Below are 19,546 nucleotides of genomic sequence, written 5' to 3' on the forward strand. Positions count from 1 at the left end.
ATCCGGGCCGCCGGGCCGCCGGGCCGCTCAGGCCGCGGCGGCGTGGGTCACGGCCGCGGCCGCGAAGGCCCGGATCATCGGGTGGGCCCGGGTGCCGTCCCCGGCCAGCTCCGGCTGGAACAGCGAGGCGAGGAAGAACGGGTGGACCTGCTCCGGCAGCTCCAGGACCCGCAGCTCGCCCGCGTCGTCGGCACCGGTGAACCGCAGACCGTCCGCGCGCAGCCGTTCCAGATAGCCGTCGTTCAGCCCGTACGCGCAGTGGTACCGCTCCAGGGTGCGCGGCGCGCCGAGCACCCGTTCCGCCAGCGAACCGGGGGTCAGGCGGACGGCGCCCTCGTGCCCGACCAGGGAGCAGCTGAGCGGCACGATCACCCGGTCCGCCTCCTCCGGGTTGCTCTCGCCGTGCGCGGCGCCGTCGATGCCGCAGACGTGCCGGGCGTACTCCAGCACCGCGTGCTGGAAGCCGGCGCAGGTGCCGAGGAAGGGGATGCCCCGCTCGCGGGCGGTGCGGACGGCGGCGACCGCGCCGTCCTCGCTGCGGTACGGGCTGCCGGGCAGCAGCCAGACCGCGTCGAAGCCGTCGAGCGCGCCGGGGGCCGCGGCGTCCTCGGTGGGGATCCAGTAGGCGTCCAGGACGAGCTGCTCGCGGGTGGCGAGCGCGTCGAGCAGCCCCGGGATGCGGGCGTGCGAGCGGACGGCGGCCGAGCGGTCGCCGACCAGGGCCAGGCGGGAGGTGGGATGCGTCATGCGGCTATCCTGACCGCCGACGCGGCATCAGCGCCAACGATGATTCCTTACCTCTCGATCAGTGGATGTGATGGCAGATGGAGCCGCAGCAACTGCGCACCTTCGTCACGGTGGCCCGGCTGGGCTCGTTCTCCGAGGCGGCCCGCGAACTCGGGTACACCCAGTCCGCCGTCTCCCAGCAGATCGCGGCGCTGGAGGCGGACCTCGGCACGGTCGTGCTCCACCGCCGTCCGGTCGGGCCGACCGGCGCCGGGGAACGGTTGCTGGAGCACGCCGCCGCGCTGCTGCTGAGGATCGATGCGGCGCGCGCCGACATCGCGCGCCTGGCGGGTGCCGCGAGCGCCCGCCTCACCGTCGGGGCCACCCCGCTGGCGGTCGGGGCGGAGCTGGGGCGCGCGCTCGCCGAGGTGCGCCGGGCGTATCCGGCGGTGGACCTGACGGTGCGGGTGGTCGCCCAGGACGTGCTGCCCGCCGAGGTCGCCACCGGTGCGGTCGACCTCGCGCTCGTCGACGGCCCGGCCGCGCCCAGCGACCCGCTCCCGCTGCCCGACGTCGGCCCGCTCGCCACCGTGGCCGTCGCCGAGCAGCCGCTCGTCGTCGCGCTGCCGGCCGGACACCCGCTCGCCGGGCGCTCCGGCCTGGCGCTCGCGGACCTGTCCGCCGCCCACTGGCTGGACGCCCCGGGCCTGGCCCCGACCGCCGACCGGCTGAGTGCCGCCACCGGCGTCGAGGGCTACCGGCCCGCCGCCCGCTACCTGGGCACCGATGTGCGGGGGCTGCTCGCCCTCGTCGCGGCCGGGCACGGGCTGGCGCTGCTGCCCGCCACCGCCCTGGCCGGGGTGCCGGACGTGGCGGCGGTGCCGGTCCGGGCTCCCCGGCTGGTGCACCGGACGGAGCTGGTGCACGGCGCGCTGCCGGAGGGGCCCGCCGCGCTGCTGGCCCGACTCCTGACGGGGGAGCGGACGGGCGGGGCGGCCGGCCCGGTGGCGTGAGGGCTCAGCCGACGATGCGGGCGCCGGGACAGCAGGGCCCCTCGACCTGGTAGCACACGTAGCGCAGGCAGCCGAGGCAGACCGAGATGTTCTCCAGTCGCCAACTCTGGCCGTGGCAGGCGCAGTCGGCCCGTTCGCGCAGCAGCGCGTCCCACCCGTCGGCACCGCCGTTGGCGGCGAAGGCCGCGGCGATGTACTCCGCGGTCGCCGGGTCGTCCTCGGCGGTGCCGCGCCGGGCGGCGTCCAGGTGCCAGCAGTAGAGGGCGAGCAACGGCCGCCCGTCGACCAGGCGGTAGCGGGCCCGGCCGTCGTCCTCCCAGTCCTGGACCAGCCGGGCGACCCGTTCGGGGAACGGTCGTGCGGGGTCGAGGAGGCGGCGGTTTCCCTGCGGTGGCGGCTCGGCGGTCATGTGGTCCCCTTTCCGGGGCCCACGGTAGGGTGTCACGTTGCGAAGTCACCGGCCGGGGTGGGGTGTTGGTGGCGCCCGCGGCGGTTCCTAGGTGCAGGTGGTGCCCTCGGCCGGCACCCGGTCGGCCAGCAGGTACTGGTCGACGGCCTGCTTGAGGCAGGCGTTGCCGGAGTCGTAGCCGCCGTGGCCCTGCCCCTGGAGCGTGACCTCGACCCCGACGCCCGGGCCGAGTTGCCGCACCATCGCCCCGGCGCCCTCGTACGGGGTGGCCGGGTCGCCGGTGTTGCCGATGACGACGATCGGCGCCGAGCCGGAGGCGGACACCTCGGGGAGGTCGGCGCTGCCCTGGACCGGCCAGCCGGTGCAGGAGGTCAGGCCCCAGGCGGTGAAGTCGCCGAACACCGGCGAGGCCTGGCGGAACGTGGGCAGCAGCCCCTGGACGTCGGTGGCGGTGTAGCGCGACTTGTCGTCGGCGCAGCTGATCGCCCGGTTGGCGGCGGACTGGTTGCTGTAGTGGCCCTGCTGGTCGCGGCCGCTGTAGGCGTCGGCGAGCGCGAGCAGGGTGGTGCCGGTGCCGCCCTGCATCGCCTCCTGGAGGCCGACGGAGAGGGCGTTCCAGGTGTTCGGGTTGTAGAGCGCGGCGGCGATGCCGGTGACCGCGAGGTCCTGGGTCAGCCTGCGGTCGCTGTCGGTGGGCAGCGGGGCGGTGTCGAGGCCGTTCAGCAGGTCGGTGATCCGCCGGGTGCCCTCGTCGCCGCCCTGGCCGGTCGGGCAGGACGGCCCGGCCTGGGCGGCACACGCCTTCATGAAGTTCTCCAGGGCGAGCTGGAAGCCCTTCGCCTGGCCGAGCGCGCTCTGCACCGGGTCCTTGGTCGGGTCGACGACGGCGTCCATCACCAGGTGGCCGACGTTGCCCGGGTACTGGTGGGCGTAGACGCCGCCGAGCTCGGTGCCGTAGGAGATGCCGAAGTAGTGCAGCTTCTGGTCACCGAGCACCTGGCGCAGGAGGTCGAGGTCGCGGGCGGCCGAGACGGTGTCGACGTGGGGCAGGACGGCGCCGGAGTTCTTCTCGCAGGCGGCGGTGTAGCCGGAGTTGGCCGCCTCGAGCGCGGTGGTCTCGGCCTGGTCGTCGGGCGAACCGTCGACGGAGGCGGAGGCGTCCGTGGCGGCGTCGTCCAGGCACCGCACACCCGCGCTGTTGCCGACCCCGCGCGGGTCGAAACTCACCAGGTCGTAGCGGGCGTTGAGGTCGGCGTAGTCCTTGGCCAGTGCGGGGAGGGTGACGACGCCGGAGCCGCCCGGGCCGCCGAAGTTGTAGATCAGCGAGCCGATCCGGGGCTGCCCGCCGGTGCCGGTGGCCACGGCCCGGATCAGGGCCAGGTCGATGGTCTGCCCGTCGGGCCTGGTGTAGTCCAGCGGGGCCTTGAGCGTGGCGCACTCCCAGGGCGCGCCCGGGGCCGAGCCCTCGCCGCCCTGGGCGGTGGAGGGCGCCGGGCAGGTCTGCCAGTCGAGCTGCTGGCCGGTGAGCGAGGCCGGCACCGGCGGGACGCCCGCGGTGGCGGAGGCCGAGGTTGTGGCGGCGGGAGTGCCGGGTGCGGCTGAGGCGGTGGACGGCCCGGACTTCGCGGCGCCGGTGCCGGAACTGGAGCCGGAGCCGGAGCCGCTCTCGCAGGCGGCCGTGGCGGTGGCCAGGACCGCGGCGAGGCCGAGGGCCCCGGCGCCGCGTACGACAGGGTGCATGGGAGGTGGTCCGTTCCTGGGGTCGCGGCGGGGTCGGGGCAGGCTCGGGGCAGGGTCGCGCGAGGGGCGGCGCGGGGGCTGCTGCGGCGCCAGCCTAGGGACGGGGCGGGCCCGGTGCGCGCCGGAGCGCCGCGACGCGCCGTCGGCCGGGGGCCGTGCGGGTGGTCCGCCGCGGTGGGGGAGGGGCGGACGCAGGGGTTGCCGAAGCCCGGGTGGCTCGTTGTTCCTGCCGTGAGCCCTGACTTTTCCGCCCGTGGCGGTTGCGAAGAAACGATTCTGCATGCCCGCGTCGCCGTTCCGGCAGTGCACACCACCCGGAGGCGGTCATGACGTACGACAGCCCGCGCGTCCCCGCGCAGTACGCCCCCGGTGACGGCTGCGCGGTCGCGCTCGACCTCCGGGTCGCCGTCTGCCCCGGTCTGACCGTCTCCGTCGCGGCCCGGCTGCGGTACCACACCGCCGACCCCTACGCCGTCTTCCTCGACAACCACACCGACCTCGCCACGCCCATCACCTGGGTGTTCGCCCGCGACCTGCTCGCCACCGGACTGCACGGCTGGTCCGGGATCGGCAGCGTCTCGGTCCACCCCGGCGTGGACGAGCGGCTCGACTCCGTCTTCATCACCCTCACCGGCGAGGGGAGCAGCGTCGTCCTGCGGGCCCCCGCCGAGCGGGTCCGGACCTTCCTCGCCCGCACCGAGAGCCTGGTCCCGACCGGGCGGGAACGCACCCGTCTCGACCTGGACGGCCTGCTGCGGAAGTTGTACGAGGGCGGCGCCGCCTCGCCGGGGCCGTGAGGCACCGGGCGTGCTACCGCTGCTCCGCGCCCCCGACGGTGTGCAGGCGGTCGAAGACGTCCAGTGGGAGGCCCGGGTAGCGGACGCCGGTCAGGACGCGGTGCGCGCTGCGGTTGCCGTCGACGATCTCGCCCAGCAGGGCCGCCACCGGGTCGGTCCCCCCGGCTTCGGTTCCGGCCCGGGGATCGGCCCCGGCCCCGGCCCTGCGGGCCCCGGTCACAGCCGTGCGGCCGTCTCCGGGCGCAGCGCGCGGACCGCGAACAGCGTGGTGAGGTGCGGCGAGCCGAAGTACAGCGGCAGGCGCCCGGTGCGGAAGTAGCCGCCGGCCGGCCAGGAGCCGTCCGCGAGTTGGGCCCCGGCCAGCCGGCGGCGCAGCTCGGGCAGTTCGGCGGTCTCGCCCGCGTACTCTCCGGCGAGTACCAGCAGCGCCACCGAGAGCGGAGTGTCGGCGGTCTGGGTGGTCACGTGCCCCACCGCCCGCCGTACCGGCGCGGCGAGTTCGGGCACGACGGTGGACGCCCGGGCGGCGGCGTGCAGGAAGGCCTCCGGGGCGGCGTAGTAAAGGGTGCCGGTGCGGGGGCCGTTGAGGTGCTCGACGAGGTAGCGGAGCGTCGCCTCGGCCGCCGGGTGCGGCAACCGGCCGACGGCGCCCGGGAGGTGCAGGGCGAACAGGATGTTGGCGGCGGCGACGGCGTCGTAGCGGCGCCCGCGGGCGGGGCTGCGGTCGCTGTCCTCCCAGTAGGCCGGTATCGGACCGTCGTCCGGGCCTATCTGGGTGTCGAGCAACTCGTGTGCCAGTGCGTCCAGTTCGGCCGGACCGAGCAGCCCGTGCCGGGCCAGTCCGGCGGCTGCGACGGCGGTGCTGTCGGTGCTGGCGGGGAACGGGCGGCCGGGCGGGAAGGTGCGGTAGCGCGGCGCCGCCGGCTCGCGGTAGCGGGCGACCTGTGGCGCCAGCACGGCGATCAGCTCGCGCTCCTCGGTCCGCCCGGAGTCCGGCCGCAGCAGGGCGAGCCCCCACATCGCGGAGAAGCCCTCGTCGTCCGGGTCGAACCCGAGGTCCTCCCCGTGCGTGACGAGCAGGTGCCGGCGCGCCTCGGCGCCGCTGAGCGGTCTGCGCAGCTCCGGGTCGGCTCCGGGCCGGGCGGGCGGCAGTCCAGCGGGCCCCAACGCCCGGTGGAGGAAGCCCAGTCCGCGCCCGACGGCGTCGTCCCACGGCGTTTCGTCGGCGGACATCGCGTCCCGTCCCCTCGTTGCTGCCGGCCGGCGGGGCCGGCCGCGCGATCCTCTGCGTCCGGTGGCCCGCCCTGTCCACCCTCCTTCCTTCCCGGCCGGGCCGCCCGCATGCCTCAGTCGGCGAGCGGCCTGCGGAACAGGGCGGTGAGCAGCACGGGCAGGCCGAAGAGCGGGGACGCGGGCTCCTGCGGGACCATCGGGCGGATCTCCAGCTCGGTGAACCCGCTGAAGATCCACCGGAGTTCGTCCGGAGTGAAGGCCAGTCCGCCGTCCAGCCGGCCGTTGCGGTACAGCGCGGCGTCCGGCAGCTCCGAACCCATCTCGCCGGCCGCGAAGCAGGTCAGCCCGAAGTGCCCGCCCGGTGCGAGGACGCGCTCCAGCAGGGCCAGGTAGCTGATCCGGCGGTGCGGCGGGAGGTGGTGCAGACAGCCCGAGTCGTACACCAGGTCGTACTGGGGGAGGGGCAGTTCGGTGCTGAAGATGTTGCCGTGGTGGAAGCGCGGGGCGACGCCCGCCGCCTCCGCGCGCTCGCGCGCCCAGGCGAGGGCGGTCGCGGAGAGGTCGACGGCGTCCACCTCGAAGCCGAGCGAGGCGAGGTGCACGGCGTTGCGGCCCGCCCCGCAGCCGAGGTCCAGCACCCGGGCGCCGGGCGGCAGCAGGCCGTCGTCGAGCCGCGCGACGAGGTTCTCGTCCGGCTTGTCGACGAAGAACGGCCGCCCCGAGGCCCGGTCGGCGTAGAAGTCGTCCCACCAGTCGGCGGCCTGGTCGGTCCAGCGGTCCGCCTCGGGGCGGAAGAGCCCGTCGAGCAGCTCGAGGACGTCGTCGACGGAGCGGATGGCGCGGTTCAAGGGCGGGCCTTTCGGTGGGGTGGGATGCTCCCAGCCTAGGAGTACGGGGACGTGCTTTCACCCCCGATTCCCGTCGCCGAAAAGGCCGTTGAGCCCTGCTGCGGCCCTGGTCGGACGGCCCCCGTCCTGGCCCCCGGACCCCGGGGCGGACGACCGGCCGCACCGTGCCGCAGGCCCGGGAAAGGGCGTTCCGGCGGGCCGCCGGAGCCCGCCGGACGGGGCCGCCGGATCACATGTCGATCACGTTCCGGAGGCCGTTCCGCCCGCGTTCCGCCCGCGCTCCGAGTCGCGCTCAGCTGCCGTCGGCCGCACCGGCGGAGAGGAGTTCGCAGTCGGCGAAGTTCATGCAGCCGCAGGCGAGGCAGGCCGCGACGGCGTCCCGGAGCTGCTGGGTCTGCCGGACGACGAGGTCGAGCTCGGGGAGCTTGCGTTCGGCCAGGGCGCGCCACTGGCGGGTGGTGCCGCGCGTGGTGGAGTCGTCCAGCAGCCCCCGGATCTCGGCCAGCGTGAAGCCCGCCCGCTGGGACATCCGGATCAGGGCGACCCGGCGCAGCGTCGCCGCGGGCCAGACCCGGCGGCCGCCCAGGCGGCGGGCCGCGGGCAGCAGGCCGAGGCTCTCGTAGTACCGCAGCGCCGAGGGCCGCAGTCCGGTCTGCCGGGCCAGCTCCCCGATACCGACATCCTGCACGTCCGCCCCCGTCCCCGGTTCCGCTTGACTTCAAGCGCGCGTGAACCGCTTGCCTGGCCTGCATGATCTCATCCGCACCACTGGTCCGGCGGCTTCCCCCGGCCTACCGTCCGCTGTTCGCCCCGGGCCCGTTCCGCCGGCTGCTGCCCGCGCTCGCGGTGTCCGACCTCGGGGACGGCATGAGCGCCGTCGCCGTGCCGTGGCTCGCGCTGCAACTGGCCCCGCCCGGGCGGGCCGGACTGTTCGTCGGGGCCGCCGTCGCCGCCTACGTCCTGCCCGGCGCGCTCGGTGCGCTGCTGCTCGGCCGCTGGCTGCGCGGACTGCCCGCGCGGCGGCTGATCCGGGCGGACGCCTGGACGCGCGCGGTGCTGCTCGGCGCGATCCCCGTCGGGTGGGCGTCCGGTGTGCTGGGGCCCTGGCTGCTGCTGGCCCTGCTGGCCGGCTCCTCGCTGCTGCACGGGTGGGGCGCCAGCGCCAGGTACGCCCTGGTGGCCGAGGTGCTCCCGGCCGGGCGCCGGCTGGCGGCCAACGCGCTGCTCAGTACGAGCGGTTGGGTGGCGATGATCGCCGGACCGGCACTGGCGGGGACGCTGACGGCGGTGGTCGCGCCGGCCTGGGTGCTCGGGCTGGACGCCCTGTCGTTCGTTGTGCTGGCAGTCGGTGCCGGGCGGCTGTCCGCCGTCCCCGCTGCCGCCCCCGCCTCCGCCCGGGACCGGGCGGAGCGGGAGGCCGTGCCGCGCGGCGAGGGGCTGCGGGTGCTGCGGACCAGGCCGGAGCTGCTCGCCCTGCTCGCACTGACCTGGCTGTTCAACCTGGCCTGGGGCCCCGTGGAGGTCGCGCTGCCGCTGTTCGTCGGGCAGGAGCTGGCGGCCGGGCCGGGGCTGCTCGGCACCTACTGGGCGGCCTTCGGGGTCGGGGCGGTGCTGGGCGCGCTGGCCGTCGGCATGCTGCGCCGCGGCGCGGTCCGGCGGGTGCTGCTGGGGATCGTCGCCGCGCACGGCGTCGCCCTGCTGTCGTTCGCGCCGCCCGGCCCGGCCGTGATCTCGGTGGCCGGGTTCGCCGTGGTCGGGCTGGTCTACGGCCCGTACGGCGCGTTGTCGCTCGGCCTGTTCCAGGACCTCACGCCGCCGCCGGCCCTCACCTCCGTTCTCGCCCTGAGGTCCTCCGTGCTGATGACGGCCTCGCCCGCGGGCGCGACCCTGGGCGGTCCGCTGACGGCCGCACTGGGGCCGCGCGCCGTGCTGGTCGGGGCGGGACTGGTGATGATCGCCGTGGCCGGGTGCGCCGCCGTGGCGCCGGCCCTGTCCGGACGCCTCGCGCGCGGGAAGTCGGCGGGTCCGACTTCCGGTGCGCGGGCGCGGGCCGGGGCCGGTGGATAGGGTCGGCCGTTATGACGGACGACGGTGTGCGGGTGGTGCTGATCGGGGGGACGTCGAACACCGGGAAGTCGGCGCTCGGCCGGCTGGTGGCGGACCGGCTCGGCCTCCCGTACCGGTCGACGGACACGCTGGCGCGCCACCCCGGCCGACCGTGGCCGGTACCGGGGTGGGAGGTGCCGCCGCACGTGGCGGAGCACTACCGGACCCTCACCGTCGAGGAGTTGATCGTCTCGGTGCGGGAGCACTACGCGCGGCTGTGGCCCCGGATCGAGCAACTGATCACGGAGGGCGCGGGAGCGGGCCTCGTCCTGGAGGGCTCGGCGCTGTGGCCGCCCGAGGTGGCGCGGTTCAGCGGCAGTGGGGTCTCCGCCCACTGGCTGCGGGCGGACGAGGCCGTCCTGCGCGCCCGGATCCGGACGGCCGGCCGCTACCCGGAGGCGACCCCGGACGGCCGGTACCTGATGGACAAGTTCCTGGCCAGGTCGGTGCGTTACCAGGAACTGCTGCTCGCCGAGCTGGCCGCGCTCGGCCTGGAGCCACTGGACGCGGGGGGCGGCCGGTCCGTCGAGGAGCTGGCGGACGCCGTCGTCGCGGCCGTCACCGGTTGACCGGCCGTCACAGGTGCAGGGTGAACGAACCCTCGCCGTGGCGGCGGCCGTTGACCTGGAGTTCCAGCAGGTGCACGCCGGGGTGGTAGCGCCGGGTGCTGATCGGCTTCACCGCGTGCCGTCGGGTCGCCCGTAGGGTCTCGCCGGGCGCCAGTGTGCGGGTGGTCAGCTTGAAGACCTTGGGAGTCCGGCCGCCGTTGGCCTTCACGTGGTGCACCACGTAGTCGATCACCACGCTGGTGCTCTCGTCGTGGGTGTTGGTCACCGCGTACTCGAACACCAGCTCCTCGCCGAGCCGAACGTCCGGGGTCAGCACCTGCGGGCCCTCGACAGTCACCGGGACGTCCGGGCGGTGACCGAACAGGGTGAGTGCCTCCGGGTGGCCTGCCTTGATCAGGGTCCGCAGGCCGTGCCGGACCAGCTGCGGCGTCGTCGGCGCCGGATCGGCGAGCCAGCGGCCGGCGGTCTCGACGGCGATGGCGGGGTGGTCGCGGCTGATGTCGTTGAGGTGGTTGGCGACCGAGCGGCGCACGTAGTCGGACTCGTCCCGGTACAGCGCGTCGAGCACCGGCAGCGCGGGCCTCGGATCGGCGATCAGCGCGGGCAGTTGGGGAGCCCAGGGCAGGCGCGGCCGGGTGCCCTCGCTGGCGAGCCGCCGGACGTGCGGGTCCGGGTGCCCGGTCCACCGCGTGACGACGGCGAGCGCGCGGGCCTGGTCGGCGCGGAGGAACGGGCGGACGGCGCTCTCGGAGGTGTGCCGAGGGGTGAGCGCGGCGAGCAGCGCGAGCGCGGGCTCGAAGGCGGCGAGGCCGCGCACGGCTACGGCCTCGCCGACCGGGAAGGTCATCCACCCGGTGAACTCCTCGTCCCGCAGCGCGTCGTACAGGATCCGCTCGAAATCCGGGTAGTCGGCCGGGAGGTCGGCGAGCACGGCCTCGCGGATCGCGGCGACGCGTTCACGGAAGCCGAGCGGGTCAAGGGTCGCGCCGCAGCGGTCGAGGGCGTCGGTGGTGACGCCCGGGCCGGTGCGGACGAGACAGCGGGCGAGCGCGGCGACGGTGTCCGGGGCGATCATCTCGGCGGCCGTGGGCACGGGGTGGCCTCCTGGTGACGTGCGGGTTTGCGGTGGCTGTTGAACGGTACGCGGTGGGTCCGACAACGACCTGCGCCGCCGGATCCGGCCAAGTTCGTGGTCGAAGACTTCGGGTGCTGAATGGTCTGGTATGCGTTGTTCATCCGCTTTGCGTTGGCCTTGCCATGACATCCCCGCATCGGCGCGATCTGTCCAGCGCGGATCCGGGGAATGTCCGGTCATATCCACCGATGTACCGGCGGGCATTGTTCCGTTCTCGCCCGAGAAATCCGGATCGCCCAATTCCAGGTGGCCGAAGCTGGACATGTCCGGAGATCCCCTCGCCCGATGTGGTGATTCTGCGGATAAGTTCGACGTCGACCGGTCAAACGGGCCGGTCGACATCGGGAGGAAATGCGATGAAGCTCGTCAAGCGCACCGCTGCCCTTGCTGCCTCGACGGCCGTTCTGGCCGGCGGCCTGACGTTCCTGTCCACCGGATCGGCGAGCGCCGCCTCCGGCTACGTCACCCTGACCAACCTCGCCACCAGCCGCGTCCTGGACAGCAACGGCAACGGCAACGTCTACACCCTCGGCGCCAACGGCGGCTCCTACCAGGTCTGGTGGGCCAACGACGAGGGCAACGAGACCTACACCTTCAAGAACCTGGCCACCGGCCGCTGCCTCGACAGCAACGGTGACGGCAAGGTCTACACGCTGGGCTGCAACGGCGGCAACTACCAGAAGTGGGTCAAGAGCTGGGGCGGCAACGGCGCCTTCTACCGGAACGTCGCCACCGGCCGCTACCTGGACAGCAACGTGAACGGCGACGTCTACGCCATCGGCGGCAACGGCGGCAACTACCAGAAGTGGAACTGATTCCGATCGGGGGCGATTTTCGCCGCCTGATCGGAAGGTCTGTCCAGTAAGGGAATGAAAAAACGCCCTCCCCGGCGCCTCAATCTCCGGGGAGGGCGTTTCTGTGTCAGCCGGCGGGCAACTCGCCGGCGCGGAGCGCGGTGAGGAAGGAAGCCCACGCGGTGGCGGTGAAGGCGAGTGTGGGCCCGTGAGGGTCCTTGCTGTCCCCTGAATGGGGATGGCCGGGGAGTCGGGGGCCGGTGCTGAGAGCGGCGTCCGGGGAGGACGAGTCCGGGCGTGGCCTGGTACTCGTCAAGTTGCTTTCCCAGCGCTGGGGTTGCTGCCCGCGTGACGGTGTGGGGAAGATCGTCTGGGTGGAGATCGCGTCGTAGGCCGACAACCGGGGGAACGGTGTGTCCGTTCCCCCGGTCGTTGCGGCACCCCTCGGCCGCCTTTCGGTTCCCGCGCCGCAGCCGGGCTCCCGTCAGGCGGTGGGCGTCAGCGGGTGGTGCTCGCGGTGATGGCGCTGGCGTCGTCGGCGCCGCCGGGGATTTCCTGCCAGGTGGTGGTCCACTGGCCGGTGTTGTAGTCGGCGTCCTTGGTGTAGACGTGGCCGGTGGTGCCGAGGGTGTAGACGTGGACGGTGTTGCCGGTGACCGCGCTCGCGACTGTTTCCTTGAGGCCGGTGCCGCCCTGGGTGGTCCAGGTGCCGGACCAGCCGGTGCCGGCGTAGTCGCCGTCGGTGGTGTAGAGGGACCGGTCGGAGCCGATGATGTTCAGGTGGACGCGGTTGCCGGTCGCGGCCGCGGTGATGGCCCTGGCGCCCTCGGCGCCGCCGGGGACCTCCTGCCAGGCGCTGCTCCACTGGCCGGTGCCGTAGTCGGCGTCCATGGTGTAGACGTGACCGGTGGCGCCGAGGGCGAAGACGTGCATGGTGTTGCCGGTGACGGTGCTGGCGAGGGCCTTGAGGCCGGTCCCGCCCAGGGCCACCCAGGTGCCGGACCAGCCGGTGCCCGCGTAGTCGGCGTCGGTGGTGTGGAGCGCGCCGTCGGAGCCGATGATGTTCAGGTGGACGCGGTTGCCGATGGTGGTCGCGCTGACGGCGGCGGCGCCCTCGGCGCCGCCGGGGACCTCCTGCCAGGTGGTGGTCCACTGGCCGGTGGTGTAGTCGGCGTCCTTGGTGTAGACGCGGCCGGTGGCGCCGAGGGCGTAGACGTGCATGGTGTTGCCGGTGACCGCGCTCGCCAGCGCCTTGAGGCCGGTGCCGCCCTGGGTGGCCCAGGTACCGGACCAGCCGGTGCCCGCGTAGTCGCCGTCGGTGGCGTAGAGCGCGCCGTCCGAACCGACCGTGCTGACACGCGCCTTGGAGGCGGGTGCGGGGGTGGGGGCGGGTGCGGCCGTCATCGCGGCGACGATGCGCTGGGCGTCGGCGGCCTGGGGCTGGTAGGCGCTGGGGAAGGCGGAGACCTGGACCTTCTGGCAGACGACGCCCACCGGCTGGGTCTTCCAGCTGCCGTTGGGGTAGGCCCGCAGCATCCCGTCCAGGAAGGCGTTGGTGGAGTACGCCGGGTTCAGGCGTTCCTCGGTGCTGCCCCACCACTTCTGCTGCTGGAAGAGCCCGACGCTGGTCGCGTCGAGGACGTTCGGGTTGTTGCGCAGCTCGGACTCGACGATCGCGGTGGTGACGGCGATGACGGCGGCCTGGTCGGGCAGGTCGTGGGCGCGGGTGGCGGCGACGATGGCCCGGGCGCAGGAGAACCGGTACGCGGTCATCGCGTGGGCGAGTTTGCCGGTGAGTACGGTGTTGAGGCTCGCGGCGGCCGTGGAGTCCGCGTCGGTGACGGTTCCGCAGGAACGGTCGGGCTGGAGTGCGGCGTGGGCGGAGGTGGCCGTGACCGCGAGGGGCGACAGCAGCGCGGCGACGGCGGCAGCGGCGGGCAGGAGCTTGCGGAACTGCTTGCTCATGAGGATGCGGTTCTTCCTGGGTCTCGGGACCGGGTACGAGGCGCGGAACACGGGCGTGCGGGCGGGGAAGGGCGGGGTGTGCGGTGAGCGGAGGTCGGACACACCCCGGCGGACGACGGCCGGACGACGGCTACGGGCGGGCAGTGGCCCGGCCCCGCGGGGTGGATCCCCGGGGCCGGGCCGAGGAGGGCGCGCATCCGCGGCCGGCCGGCCGCGGATGCGGGACGCCTCCGAGGATCAGAGCCCCGAGGTGGCGGTGATCTCCTGGATGCCGCTGTTGCCCTGGAGGGGCTGGAAGGCGCTCCAGGAGCCGTTCGCGTAGTTGGCGTTCGCGTTGTAGATCCGGTCGTCGGAGCCGACGGCGTACAGGTGGACGGTGTTGCCGACGGCGTTGGCGGTGATCTTCTTGATGCCGCTGTTGCCGGGCAGCGGCTGGAAGGTGCTCCACGTGCCGGCCGCGTAGTTGCCGTCGGCGGCGTTGACGGTCCCGTTGGAGCCGGTGGCGAACAGGCGCACCGTGGTGCCGGTGGTGACGGCGGTGATCTCCTGGATGCCGCTGTTGCCCTGCAGCAGCTGGAAGGTGCTCCACGTGCCGGCCGCGTAGTCGCCGTCGGCGGTGTAGATCCGGTCGTCGGAGCCGACGGCGAACAGGTGGACGGTGCTGCCGACGGCGGTCGCCGTGATCTTCTTGATGCCGCTGTTGCCCTGCAGCGGCTGGAAGGCGCTCCAGGAGCCGGTCGCGTAGTTGCCGTCGGCGGTGTACACGGTGTCGTCGGAGCCGATCGCGAACAGGTGGACGGTGCTGCCGACGGCGGTGGCGGTGATCTGCTTGATCCCGCTGTTGCCCTGTACCGCCTGGAAGGCGCTCCACGAACCGGTCGCCGTGTCGCCGTCGGCGGTGTACACGGTGCCGTCCGAGCCGATGACGAACAGGTGGACGATGGAGCCGATCTGCACGGCGGAGACCTGCTTGATGCCGCTGTTGCCGGGCACCTGCTGGAACGCGCTCCACGCGCCGGACGCGAAGTCGCCACCGGCGTTGAAGACGGTCCCGCCCGAGCCGAGCGCGAACAGGTTGGTGACGTCCTTGGCCACCGGGGCGGGGGCCGGGGTGGGGGCCGGGGTGTTGTCCGTGCCGCCGATCGGGGAGACGTAGCCGCTGATCCGCTGGCCCATGTAGGAGCTGTAGCCGAGCGCCGAGTTGTACGGCCCGTCGAGCCGCACCCGCGACGTCGCGGCGAAGTTGCCGCGCTGGCCGCCCTCGTTGCCGCCGATCGTCTTGATCTGGCCGCCGCTGACCTCCGCGACGATCGCGACGTGGTCGGCGTAGCCCGCGCCGTTGTAGTTGAACACGACCGCGTCGCCGACGTGCGGGGTGCTGTGCAGGCCGCCGTTGTACTGGGCGAAGCTGGCGGCCGCCGGGGTCAGGCCCGAGACGTTGACCCCGGCCTGCGCCCACACCCACTTGGCGAAGTCCGCGCACCAGTTCTCGGGCTGGCCGCCGTTGCCGGTGCAGCTGGAGTAGAAGCCGGTGGTGCCACCGCTGTTGGTCGCGCAGGCCGTCTTGTAGTTGTTGGCCAGGGCGATGCCCGTGATGTTCGAGCCCACGCTGGCGTGGGCCGACGAGGCACCGAAGGCCAGGCTGACCGGCACGATCGCGGTGGCGAGGGCAAGGGCGGCGCTGCGGCGGGCGGTGAAAGCGGACACGGCGGGTACTCCTGTCGACAGACGAGCGGCGGTGGAAGGCGGTCGTGATGCGTCGGGGCGGTCGACCGCCCCGGTGGAGGAGGCGTGCAAGGTGCCGGGGACGAGACGGGGGCGCCGGAGTGCGGGCGCGGTGACGCTTCGTCCGGTCCGCCGCCCCGAAGCGGTGCTCCCTGGCGGCGATCACTAGCTTCGCCGCAGCTCAGGGCGGGTGGAAGGGCTCTCAGGTGGACGAAAACGTCCCTGGCCCGATCCGGCCAGCAGAGCGGGGAGCGATCAGCAGCCGCTCGTAGAAGGCGGCGACCAGAGGTACCCGCCCGCGCTGCACCCGCCACCCGGCGAGCGCCGGTACCAGCGCCACCGCAACCCTTCCGCCCGACCGCGCGAGGATCCCGTGTGCCATGACTCTCCGGATGCGTGTACGAACCACCCCGGGGGGACAAGTGCTCACCGCGCTGGGCTTGGACACCGACGCCGAGGCCGTCCACCGCGTGATGCTCGCTCACCCCGGCGACGGCATCACCGTACTCGCACAGCGCCTGGACCAGGACGAACGCCAGGTCAGGACCGTCCTCGACCGACTCGGCGAACTCGCCCTGCTGCGCCCCTCCGCCGAACGCCGCGGTGAGCTGTGCGCCGTCTCCCCCGACCTCGGCATGGAAATCCTGCTGGCCCGCCAGCAGGCCGACCTCGCCGCCCAGCAGATGCGCGTCGAAGCGCCCCGCGCCGCCCGCCGCCACCCACGGCCTCACTCCGTTCGCTGCGACTACGGCCGCCCACGCTTCTGAGGCTCGGGCCTGTCCGTTCTCCTCCCCGACCCCTCCCGCAGCCGGGCCGTACGTCGGCGGTTACGCCCGGCGCAGCCCCAACTCGCCCGCGCGCAGGCCGGCCTGGAAGCGGGAGCCGGCTTCGAGCCGTGCCATCAGTTCGGCCACCCGCCGCCGGTAGGTGCGCAGCGAGACGCCGAGCCGCCGGGCCGCCACCTCGTCGGTGAGCCCGGAGGCGAGGGAGCGGAGGATCGTGCGGCCGTCCGCGTCGAGGTGCGGGACGTCGCCGGACAGGTAGACGTCGAGGTCGACGGCACTGTCCCAGGCGGCCTGGAAGAGCGCGTGCACGCCGTCGATCAGGGCCTGCGACGTGGTCACGGTGTACTCGCGGCCGGCGGGGTTCTCCCGGCCCGCCAGGATCATCACCCGCCGGTCGATGAGGATGGTCTCGTGCGGCAGCGGTGAGCCGCTGATCCGGACGAGGGCGCCCGCGTCCTGCACCAGCCGCAGGTGGACGCGGGCCTCCTCGTCGGCGAGGGCGACCGGGCTGAGGAGCTTGCGGGTGGTGAAGCCGGGCGCGGCGGCGTCCCGCATCCGGGCCTGGACCGCGGCCCTCGCCTCCGGTCGGGACCAGGTACGGAGGTCCCTGGCCGCGCACAGGAACTCGGTCTGCGCGGACTCGAAGAGATGGCCGGCGCGCGCGGTCAGTTCCGCGTCGCCGTGGACCGAGAACACCTGCTCATGGCTCATCCGTCCAGTCTGGCAGCAACTGGCCACGGTCTCGCCGGGGTTCGCGGCGGCGGACAGCATGGGACGCATGACGACCACGACCTTCCCCCTCGGCGGCGACCTCCCTGTCCACCGGCTCGGCTTCGGCGCGATGCGCCTCGCGGCCGGCACCTTCGACGGCCCGCCGCGGGATCCGGCGACCGGCATCGCGGTGCTCCGGCGCGCCGTCGAGCTCGGGGTGAACCACATCGACACGGCCGGCTTCTACAACCGCGGAGCGGTGCGCGCGAACGAACTGATCCGCAGGGCGCTGACCCCGTACCGGGACGACCTGGTGATCGCGACCAAGGTCGGTCCGCTGCCCGGTCCGGACGGTGTGCCGAGCGGGCAGGCGGGGCCGGGTCAGCTGCGCGGCCTGGTGGAGGCGGACCTGCGGGCCCTCGGGCTGGACCGGCTGGACCTGGTCTACCTGCGGGTGGGCGGGCTGACCGGGCCGGGCGCCGAGTCGATCGCGGAGCGGTTCGCGGTGCTCGCCGAGCTCCGCGAGGAGGGGCTGATCCGGCACTTGGGCGTGAGCAACGTCGACGCCGCCCAGCTCGCCGAGGCGCGGGCGGTCGCGCCCGTCGCGGCGGTGCAGAACAACTCGTTCGAGAACGGTGCGGGGCTGCTGGCCGACTGCGAGGCGGCGGGTATCGCGTACGTGCCGTACTTCCCGCTCGGCGGGGGCCTGGTCCCGCTCGACCTCGAACGGCTCGGCCGGGTCGCCGCCCGGGTGGGCGCGACCACCTCGCAGGTGGCGCTCGGCGCACTGCTGGCGGCCTCGCCGTCGGTGCTGGCGATTCCGGGTACCGGGTCGCTCGACCACCTGGAGGAGAACCTCGCGGCGGGTGGTCTCGTGCTCGGTGCGGAGGACCTGGCGGAGCTGCGCGCCTGAGCGGGTGTGCGGGGCGCGTCCCCGGCGGCGGCTGCGTTGGGTGCCGCTCGGCTGCGGCGGCGCGAACGTTCCGCGGCGGGAGGCTCAGAGCAGGTGCCGGAGGTAGGCCTCGGGCCGTTCCAGGTAGCGGCGCCAGTGGTCGACGATCGCGAGGTCCTGCCACCGGGTCGGCTGGATCCCGTGCTCGCCGACCTCCAGGACCGCCGCGCCCGGCACGGAGGCCAGGATCGGGGAGTGGGTCGCGCAGATCACCTGGGCACCGCCGCGGCCCAGTTCGGCGAGCAGGGCGACCAGACGCAGGCTGGAGGTGAAGGACAGCGCCGCCTCCGGCTCGTCCAGTACGTACAGCCCGGGCCCCTGGAACATCGACTCGAACACGGTGAGGAACCCCTCGCCGTGGCTCATCAGGTCGGTCCGTTCCTCCCAGTAGCCGGGCCAGCCCTGCTTCTCCTCCATCATCCCCATCGCCGTCTCGGCCCGGAGGAAGAAGCCGCGCCGCTTGGCGCGCGGGCCCGAGGCCATGGCGAGCCCGCGCGGTGTGAAGTCGAGGTGGAGGCGCTCGCCGAGAACGCTCTTCGCGCGCGGCGAGGCGTAGCGGGAGCCGCCGCGCCCGCCGTAGGAGTCCAGCCCGAACGCCTCCGCCACCGCCTCGACCAGGGTCGACTTGCCGCTGCCGTTCTCGCCGACCAGGAAGGTCACCGGCGCGGGCAGCGCCACCCCCGCCCCGAGCAGCGCGCCCACGCAGGGCACCGTCCACGGCCATTCGTCGCGGTCGTCCGGGTCGACGAGCTGCGGATGGACGCGTATGCGGTCGACGATCATGGGCGGGCCTTTCCTGCGGGTGGTTCCGTCCCGAGGCTAGGCGGTGGGTCCGACACGAACGGTCACTGGACGACGAGGGTGCCCGTCATGTTCGGGTGGACGTCGCAGTGGAACGGGTACGAGCCGGGGGCGGTGGGGGCGGTGATCGTCGCCGACTTGCCCTGTTCCAGCAGGCCGGTGTCGAACGCCCCGGCGTTGGGGGCGATGGCGGTGAGGGTGTGGCCGGCGGAGTCCTGGTTGGTGACGGTGATCTTGGTGCCCGGAGCCACGGTGAGGGTGGCGGGGCCGAACTTGAAGTCCTTGATCGTCACGGTCACCGCCCCGGCCGGAGCGGAGGAGGCGGCGGTGGAAGCGGCGGTGGAGGCGGCGGAGCTGGCGGCCGAGGAAGTGGCCGAGGAGGGAGCGGCGGAGGAGGGCACCGAAGCCGAAGCCGACGAGGAGGACGAGGAACCGCCCCCGCCGCTCGAACAGCCGGTGCCCCCGAGCAGCACCCCGCCCACCGCCAGGCCCACGAGGGCGGTCCGGAAGGGACGGAAGGAACGGACGGAACGGAACGGACGGGAAGAACGGCGGTTCATCAGCGGCTCCAGCCTCGTTACCTGCGGCGACCCGCCCACGCTAGAGCGCGCGACCCCGGCGGCCTGGCGGGCGCGCCGCGCACGCCGCGCACGCCGCGGCGCGTCCGCCAGGTCAGACGCTGTCCGGCCCGTCCGTCGGCGCGGGCTCGGGGCCGGTGGCCGGGTCGCGGGTGAGCAGGTAGCGGGCGCCGGGGCCGGTCGCGCCCGCGCGGTCGGCGGCGTTGTAGAGCCCGCAGCGGGTGAGCGAGAGGCAGCCGCAGCCGATGCAGCCGGTGAGCTTGGCCTTGAGCCGCTCCAGCTCGGCGATCTGCTCGTCGATCCGGCTCTGCCAGGACTGCGCGACCCCGTCCCACTCGGTGCCGCTGGGGGCGCGGTGCTCGGGGAGGCGGTCGAGGGCGACCTTGGCCTCGTCCAGGGAGAGTCCGACCCGTTGGGCGGCGCGGACGAAGGCGATCCGGCGCAGGGTGCCGCGGGTGTAGCGGCGCTGGTTGCCGGTGGTGCGGGTGGCGTGGATCAGTCCCAGTCGCTCGTAGTAGCGCAGCGCGGAGGTCGCGAGGCCGCTCCGCTCGGAGAGCTGGCCGATCGTGAGCAGGTCGTGGCGGCTCGGCCGGTTGGCGATCATGGGGGACACTGTAGCGCTTGACTTGAAGCCGACTTCAGGTTGCAGCATCGGAGGC

At 74.1% G+C, this 19,546-nt stretch carries 23 protein-coding genes; 7 read left to right on the top strand and 16 right to left on the bottom strand.

The window, feature by feature from the left end; translation table 11 throughout:
* Window positions 1-27: 27 nt before the first annotated feature.
* Complete coding sequence (locus ADK60_RS14630) at window positions 28-747, bottom strand: CTP synthase C-terminal region-related (seleno)protein (protein ID WP_053646263.1); 720 nt, start codon at window positions 745-747, stop codon at window positions 28-30.
* A gap of 77 nt (window positions 748-824) precedes the next feature.
* Between ADK60_RS14630 and ADK60_RS14635 the strand changes: the two genes are divergently transcribed.
* Window positions 825-1,739 (top strand): LysR family transcriptional regulator, encoded by a 915-nt coding sequence (locus tag ADK60_RS14635; protein ID WP_053646265.1) that lies wholly within the window; start codon window positions 825-827, stop codon window positions 1,737-1,739.
* 4 nt (window positions 1,740-1,743) lie between these two features.
* On the opposite strand, the gene ADK60_RS14640 is transcribed toward ADK60_RS14635, so the two are convergent.
* Together ADK60_RS14640 and ADK60_RS14645 are read right to left on the bottom strand one after the other, a co-directional pair.
* The gene (locus ADK60_RS14640) at window positions 1,744-2,148 is read right to left on the bottom strand and encodes a hypothetical protein (RefSeq protein WP_053646267.1); all 405 of its coding nucleotides are present in this window, start codon (window positions 2,146-2,148) and stop codon (window positions 1,744-1,746) included.
* 87 nt (window positions 2,149-2,235) lie between these two features.
* Window positions 2,236-3,888, bottom strand: a complete 1,653-nt coding sequence (locus ADK60_RS14645) for an alpha/beta hydrolase (RefSeq protein WP_053646269.1) — start codon at window positions 3,886-3,888, stop codon at window positions 2,236-2,238.
* 326 nt (window positions 3,889-4,214) lie between these two features.
* Between ADK60_RS14645 and ADK60_RS14650 the strand changes: the two genes are divergently transcribed.
* Window positions 4,215-4,685 (top strand): SsgA family sporulation/cell division regulator, encoded by a 471-nt coding sequence (locus ADK60_RS14650; RefSeq protein ID WP_053646271.1) that lies wholly within the window; start codon window positions 4,215-4,217, stop codon window positions 4,683-4,685.
* A 13-nt stretch (window positions 4,686-4,698) separates the two neighbouring features.
* On the opposite strand, the gene ADK60_RS47630 is transcribed toward ADK60_RS14650, so the two are convergent.
* The 4 genes from ADK60_RS47630 to ADK60_RS14670 form a co-directional block, all read right to left on the bottom strand.
* Complete coding sequence (locus ADK60_RS47630) at window positions 4,699-4,833, bottom strand: hypothetical protein (RefSeq protein WP_286185277.1); 135 nt, start codon at window positions 4,831-4,833, stop codon at window positions 4,699-4,701.
* Between the two features lie 68 nt (window positions 4,834-4,901).
* Window positions 4,902-5,918, bottom strand: a complete 1,017-nt coding sequence (locus ADK60_RS14660; protein WP_053646276.1) for a hypothetical protein — start codon at window positions 5,916-5,918, stop codon at window positions 4,902-4,904.
* A 113-nt stretch (window positions 5,919-6,031) separates the two neighbouring features.
* Complete coding sequence (locus tag ADK60_RS14665; RefSeq protein WP_053646278.1) at window positions 6,032-6,766, bottom strand: class I SAM-dependent methyltransferase; 735 nt, start codon at window positions 6,764-6,766, stop codon at window positions 6,032-6,034.
* A gap of 292 nt (window positions 6,767-7,058) precedes the next feature.
* Window positions 7,059-7,454, bottom strand: a complete 396-nt coding sequence (locus ADK60_RS14670; RefSeq protein WP_053646280.1) for a MerR family transcriptional regulator — start codon at window positions 7,452-7,454, stop codon at window positions 7,059-7,061.
* Between the two features lie 62 nt (window positions 7,455-7,516).
* On the opposite strand from ADK60_RS14670, the gene ADK60_RS14675 reads away from it, so the two are divergent.
* Both ADK60_RS14675 and ADK60_RS14680 read left to right on the top strand, forming a co-directional pair.
* A complete protein-coding gene (locus ADK60_RS14675; RefSeq protein WP_063783149.1) occupies window positions 7,517-8,833 on the top strand; it encodes an MFS transporter in 1,317 nt (438 codons plus the stop codon).
* 11 nt (window positions 8,834-8,844) lie between these two features.
* On the top strand, window positions 8,845-9,441 hold the full coding sequence (locus ADK60_RS14680) for an ATP-binding protein (protein ID WP_053646283.1): 597 nt from the start codon (window positions 8,845-8,847) through the stop codon (window positions 9,439-9,441).
* Between the two features lie 7 nt (window positions 9,442-9,448).
* Here the strand turns inward: ADK60_RS14680 and ADK60_RS14685 are convergent, their stop codons facing one another.
* Window positions 9,449-10,534, bottom strand: a complete 1,086-nt coding sequence (locus ADK60_RS14685) for a DNA alkylation repair protein (RefSeq protein WP_053646285.1) — start codon at window positions 10,532-10,534, stop codon at window positions 9,449-9,451.
* A gap of 398 nt (window positions 10,535-10,932) precedes the next feature.
* Between ADK60_RS14685 and ADK60_RS14690 the strand changes: the two genes are divergently transcribed.
* Window positions 10,933-11,391 (top strand): RICIN domain-containing protein, encoded by a 459-nt coding sequence (locus ADK60_RS14690; RefSeq protein WP_078879565.1) that lies wholly within the window; start codon window positions 10,933-10,935, stop codon window positions 11,389-11,391.
* 106 nt (window positions 11,392-11,497) lie between these two features.
* On the opposite strand, the gene ADK60_RS48095 is transcribed toward ADK60_RS14690, so the two are convergent.
* From ADK60_RS48095 to ADK60_RS44805, 4 genes are all read right to left on the bottom strand, one after another.
* Window positions 11,498-11,770 (bottom strand): DUF397 domain-containing protein, encoded by a 273-nt coding sequence (locus ADK60_RS48095; RefSeq protein ID WP_353651748.1) that lies wholly within the window; start codon window positions 11,768-11,770, stop codon window positions 11,498-11,500.
* 98 nt (window positions 11,771-11,868) lie between these two features.
* Window positions 11,869-13,335: a PLL family lectin gene (locus ADK60_RS14695; RefSeq protein ID WP_053646287.1), complete on the bottom strand. Its 1,467-nt coding sequence runs from the start codon at window positions 13,333-13,335 to the stop codon at window positions 11,869-11,871.
* A 237-nt stretch (window positions 13,336-13,572) separates the two neighbouring features.
* The gene (locus ADK60_RS46550; protein ID WP_053646289.1) at window positions 13,573-15,042 is read right to left on the bottom strand and encodes a DUF8189 domain-containing protein; all 1,470 of its coding nucleotides are present in this window, start codon (window positions 15,040-15,042) and stop codon (window positions 13,573-13,575) included.
* Window positions 15,043-15,262: 220 nt separating this feature from the next.
* Window positions 15,263-15,400: a hypothetical protein gene (locus ADK60_RS44805; protein ID WP_159400444.1), complete on the bottom strand. Its 138-nt coding sequence runs from the start codon at window positions 15,398-15,400 to the stop codon at window positions 15,263-15,265.
* A 52-nt stretch (window positions 15,401-15,452) separates the two neighbouring features.
* On the opposite strand from ADK60_RS44805, the gene ADK60_RS14705 reads away from it, so the two are divergent.
* Entirely contained in the window at window positions 15,453-15,827 is a 375-nt protein-coding gene (locus ADK60_RS14705) for a hypothetical protein (protein ID WP_159400445.1), read from the top strand.
* Window positions 15,828-15,887: 60 nt separating this feature from the next.
* Here the strand turns inward: ADK60_RS14705 and ADK60_RS14710 are convergent, their stop codons facing one another.
* The gene (locus tag ADK60_RS14710; RefSeq protein WP_053646413.1) at window positions 15,888-16,556 is read right to left on the bottom strand and encodes a helix-turn-helix domain-containing protein; all 669 of its coding nucleotides are present in this window, start codon (window positions 16,554-16,556) and stop codon (window positions 15,888-15,890) included.
* A 67-nt stretch (window positions 16,557-16,623) separates the two neighbouring features.
* On the opposite strand from ADK60_RS14710, the gene ADK60_RS14715 reads away from it, so the two are divergent.
* On the top strand, window positions 16,624-17,469 hold the full coding sequence (locus ADK60_RS14715) for an oxidoreductase (RefSeq protein ID WP_053646294.1): 846 nt from the start codon (window positions 16,624-16,626) through the stop codon (window positions 17,467-17,469).
* A gap of 84 nt (window positions 17,470-17,553) precedes the next feature.
* Here ADK60_RS14715 and ADK60_RS14720 read toward each other — a convergent pair whose 3' ends face one another.
* The 3 genes from ADK60_RS14720 to soxR form a co-directional block, all read right to left on the bottom strand.
* A complete protein-coding gene (locus ADK60_RS14720; RefSeq protein ID WP_053646295.1) occupies window positions 17,554-18,291 on the bottom strand; it encodes an AAA family ATPase in 738 nt (245 codons plus the stop codon).
* 62 nt (window positions 18,292-18,353) lie between these two features.
* Window positions 18,354-18,869 (bottom strand): cupredoxin domain-containing protein, encoded by a 516-nt coding sequence (locus tag ADK60_RS47635; protein ID WP_079008366.1) that lies wholly within the window; start codon window positions 18,867-18,869, stop codon window positions 18,354-18,356.
* Between the two features lie 112 nt (window positions 18,870-18,981).
* Window positions 18,982-19,491: a redox-sensitive transcriptional activator SoxR gene (gene soxR, locus ADK60_RS14730; RefSeq protein ID WP_045939364.1), complete on the bottom strand. Its 510-nt coding sequence runs from the start codon at window positions 19,489-19,491 to the stop codon at window positions 18,982-18,984.
* Between the last annotated feature and the right edge of the window lie 55 nt (window positions 19,492-19,546).

Origin of the sequence: Streptomyces sp. XY431, assembly GCF_001279805.1 — a bacterium.
In the GTDB taxonomy this organism is placed as follows: Bacteria; Actinomycetota; Actinomycetes; order Streptomycetales; family Streptomycetaceae; genus Kitasatospora; species Kitasatospora purpeofusca.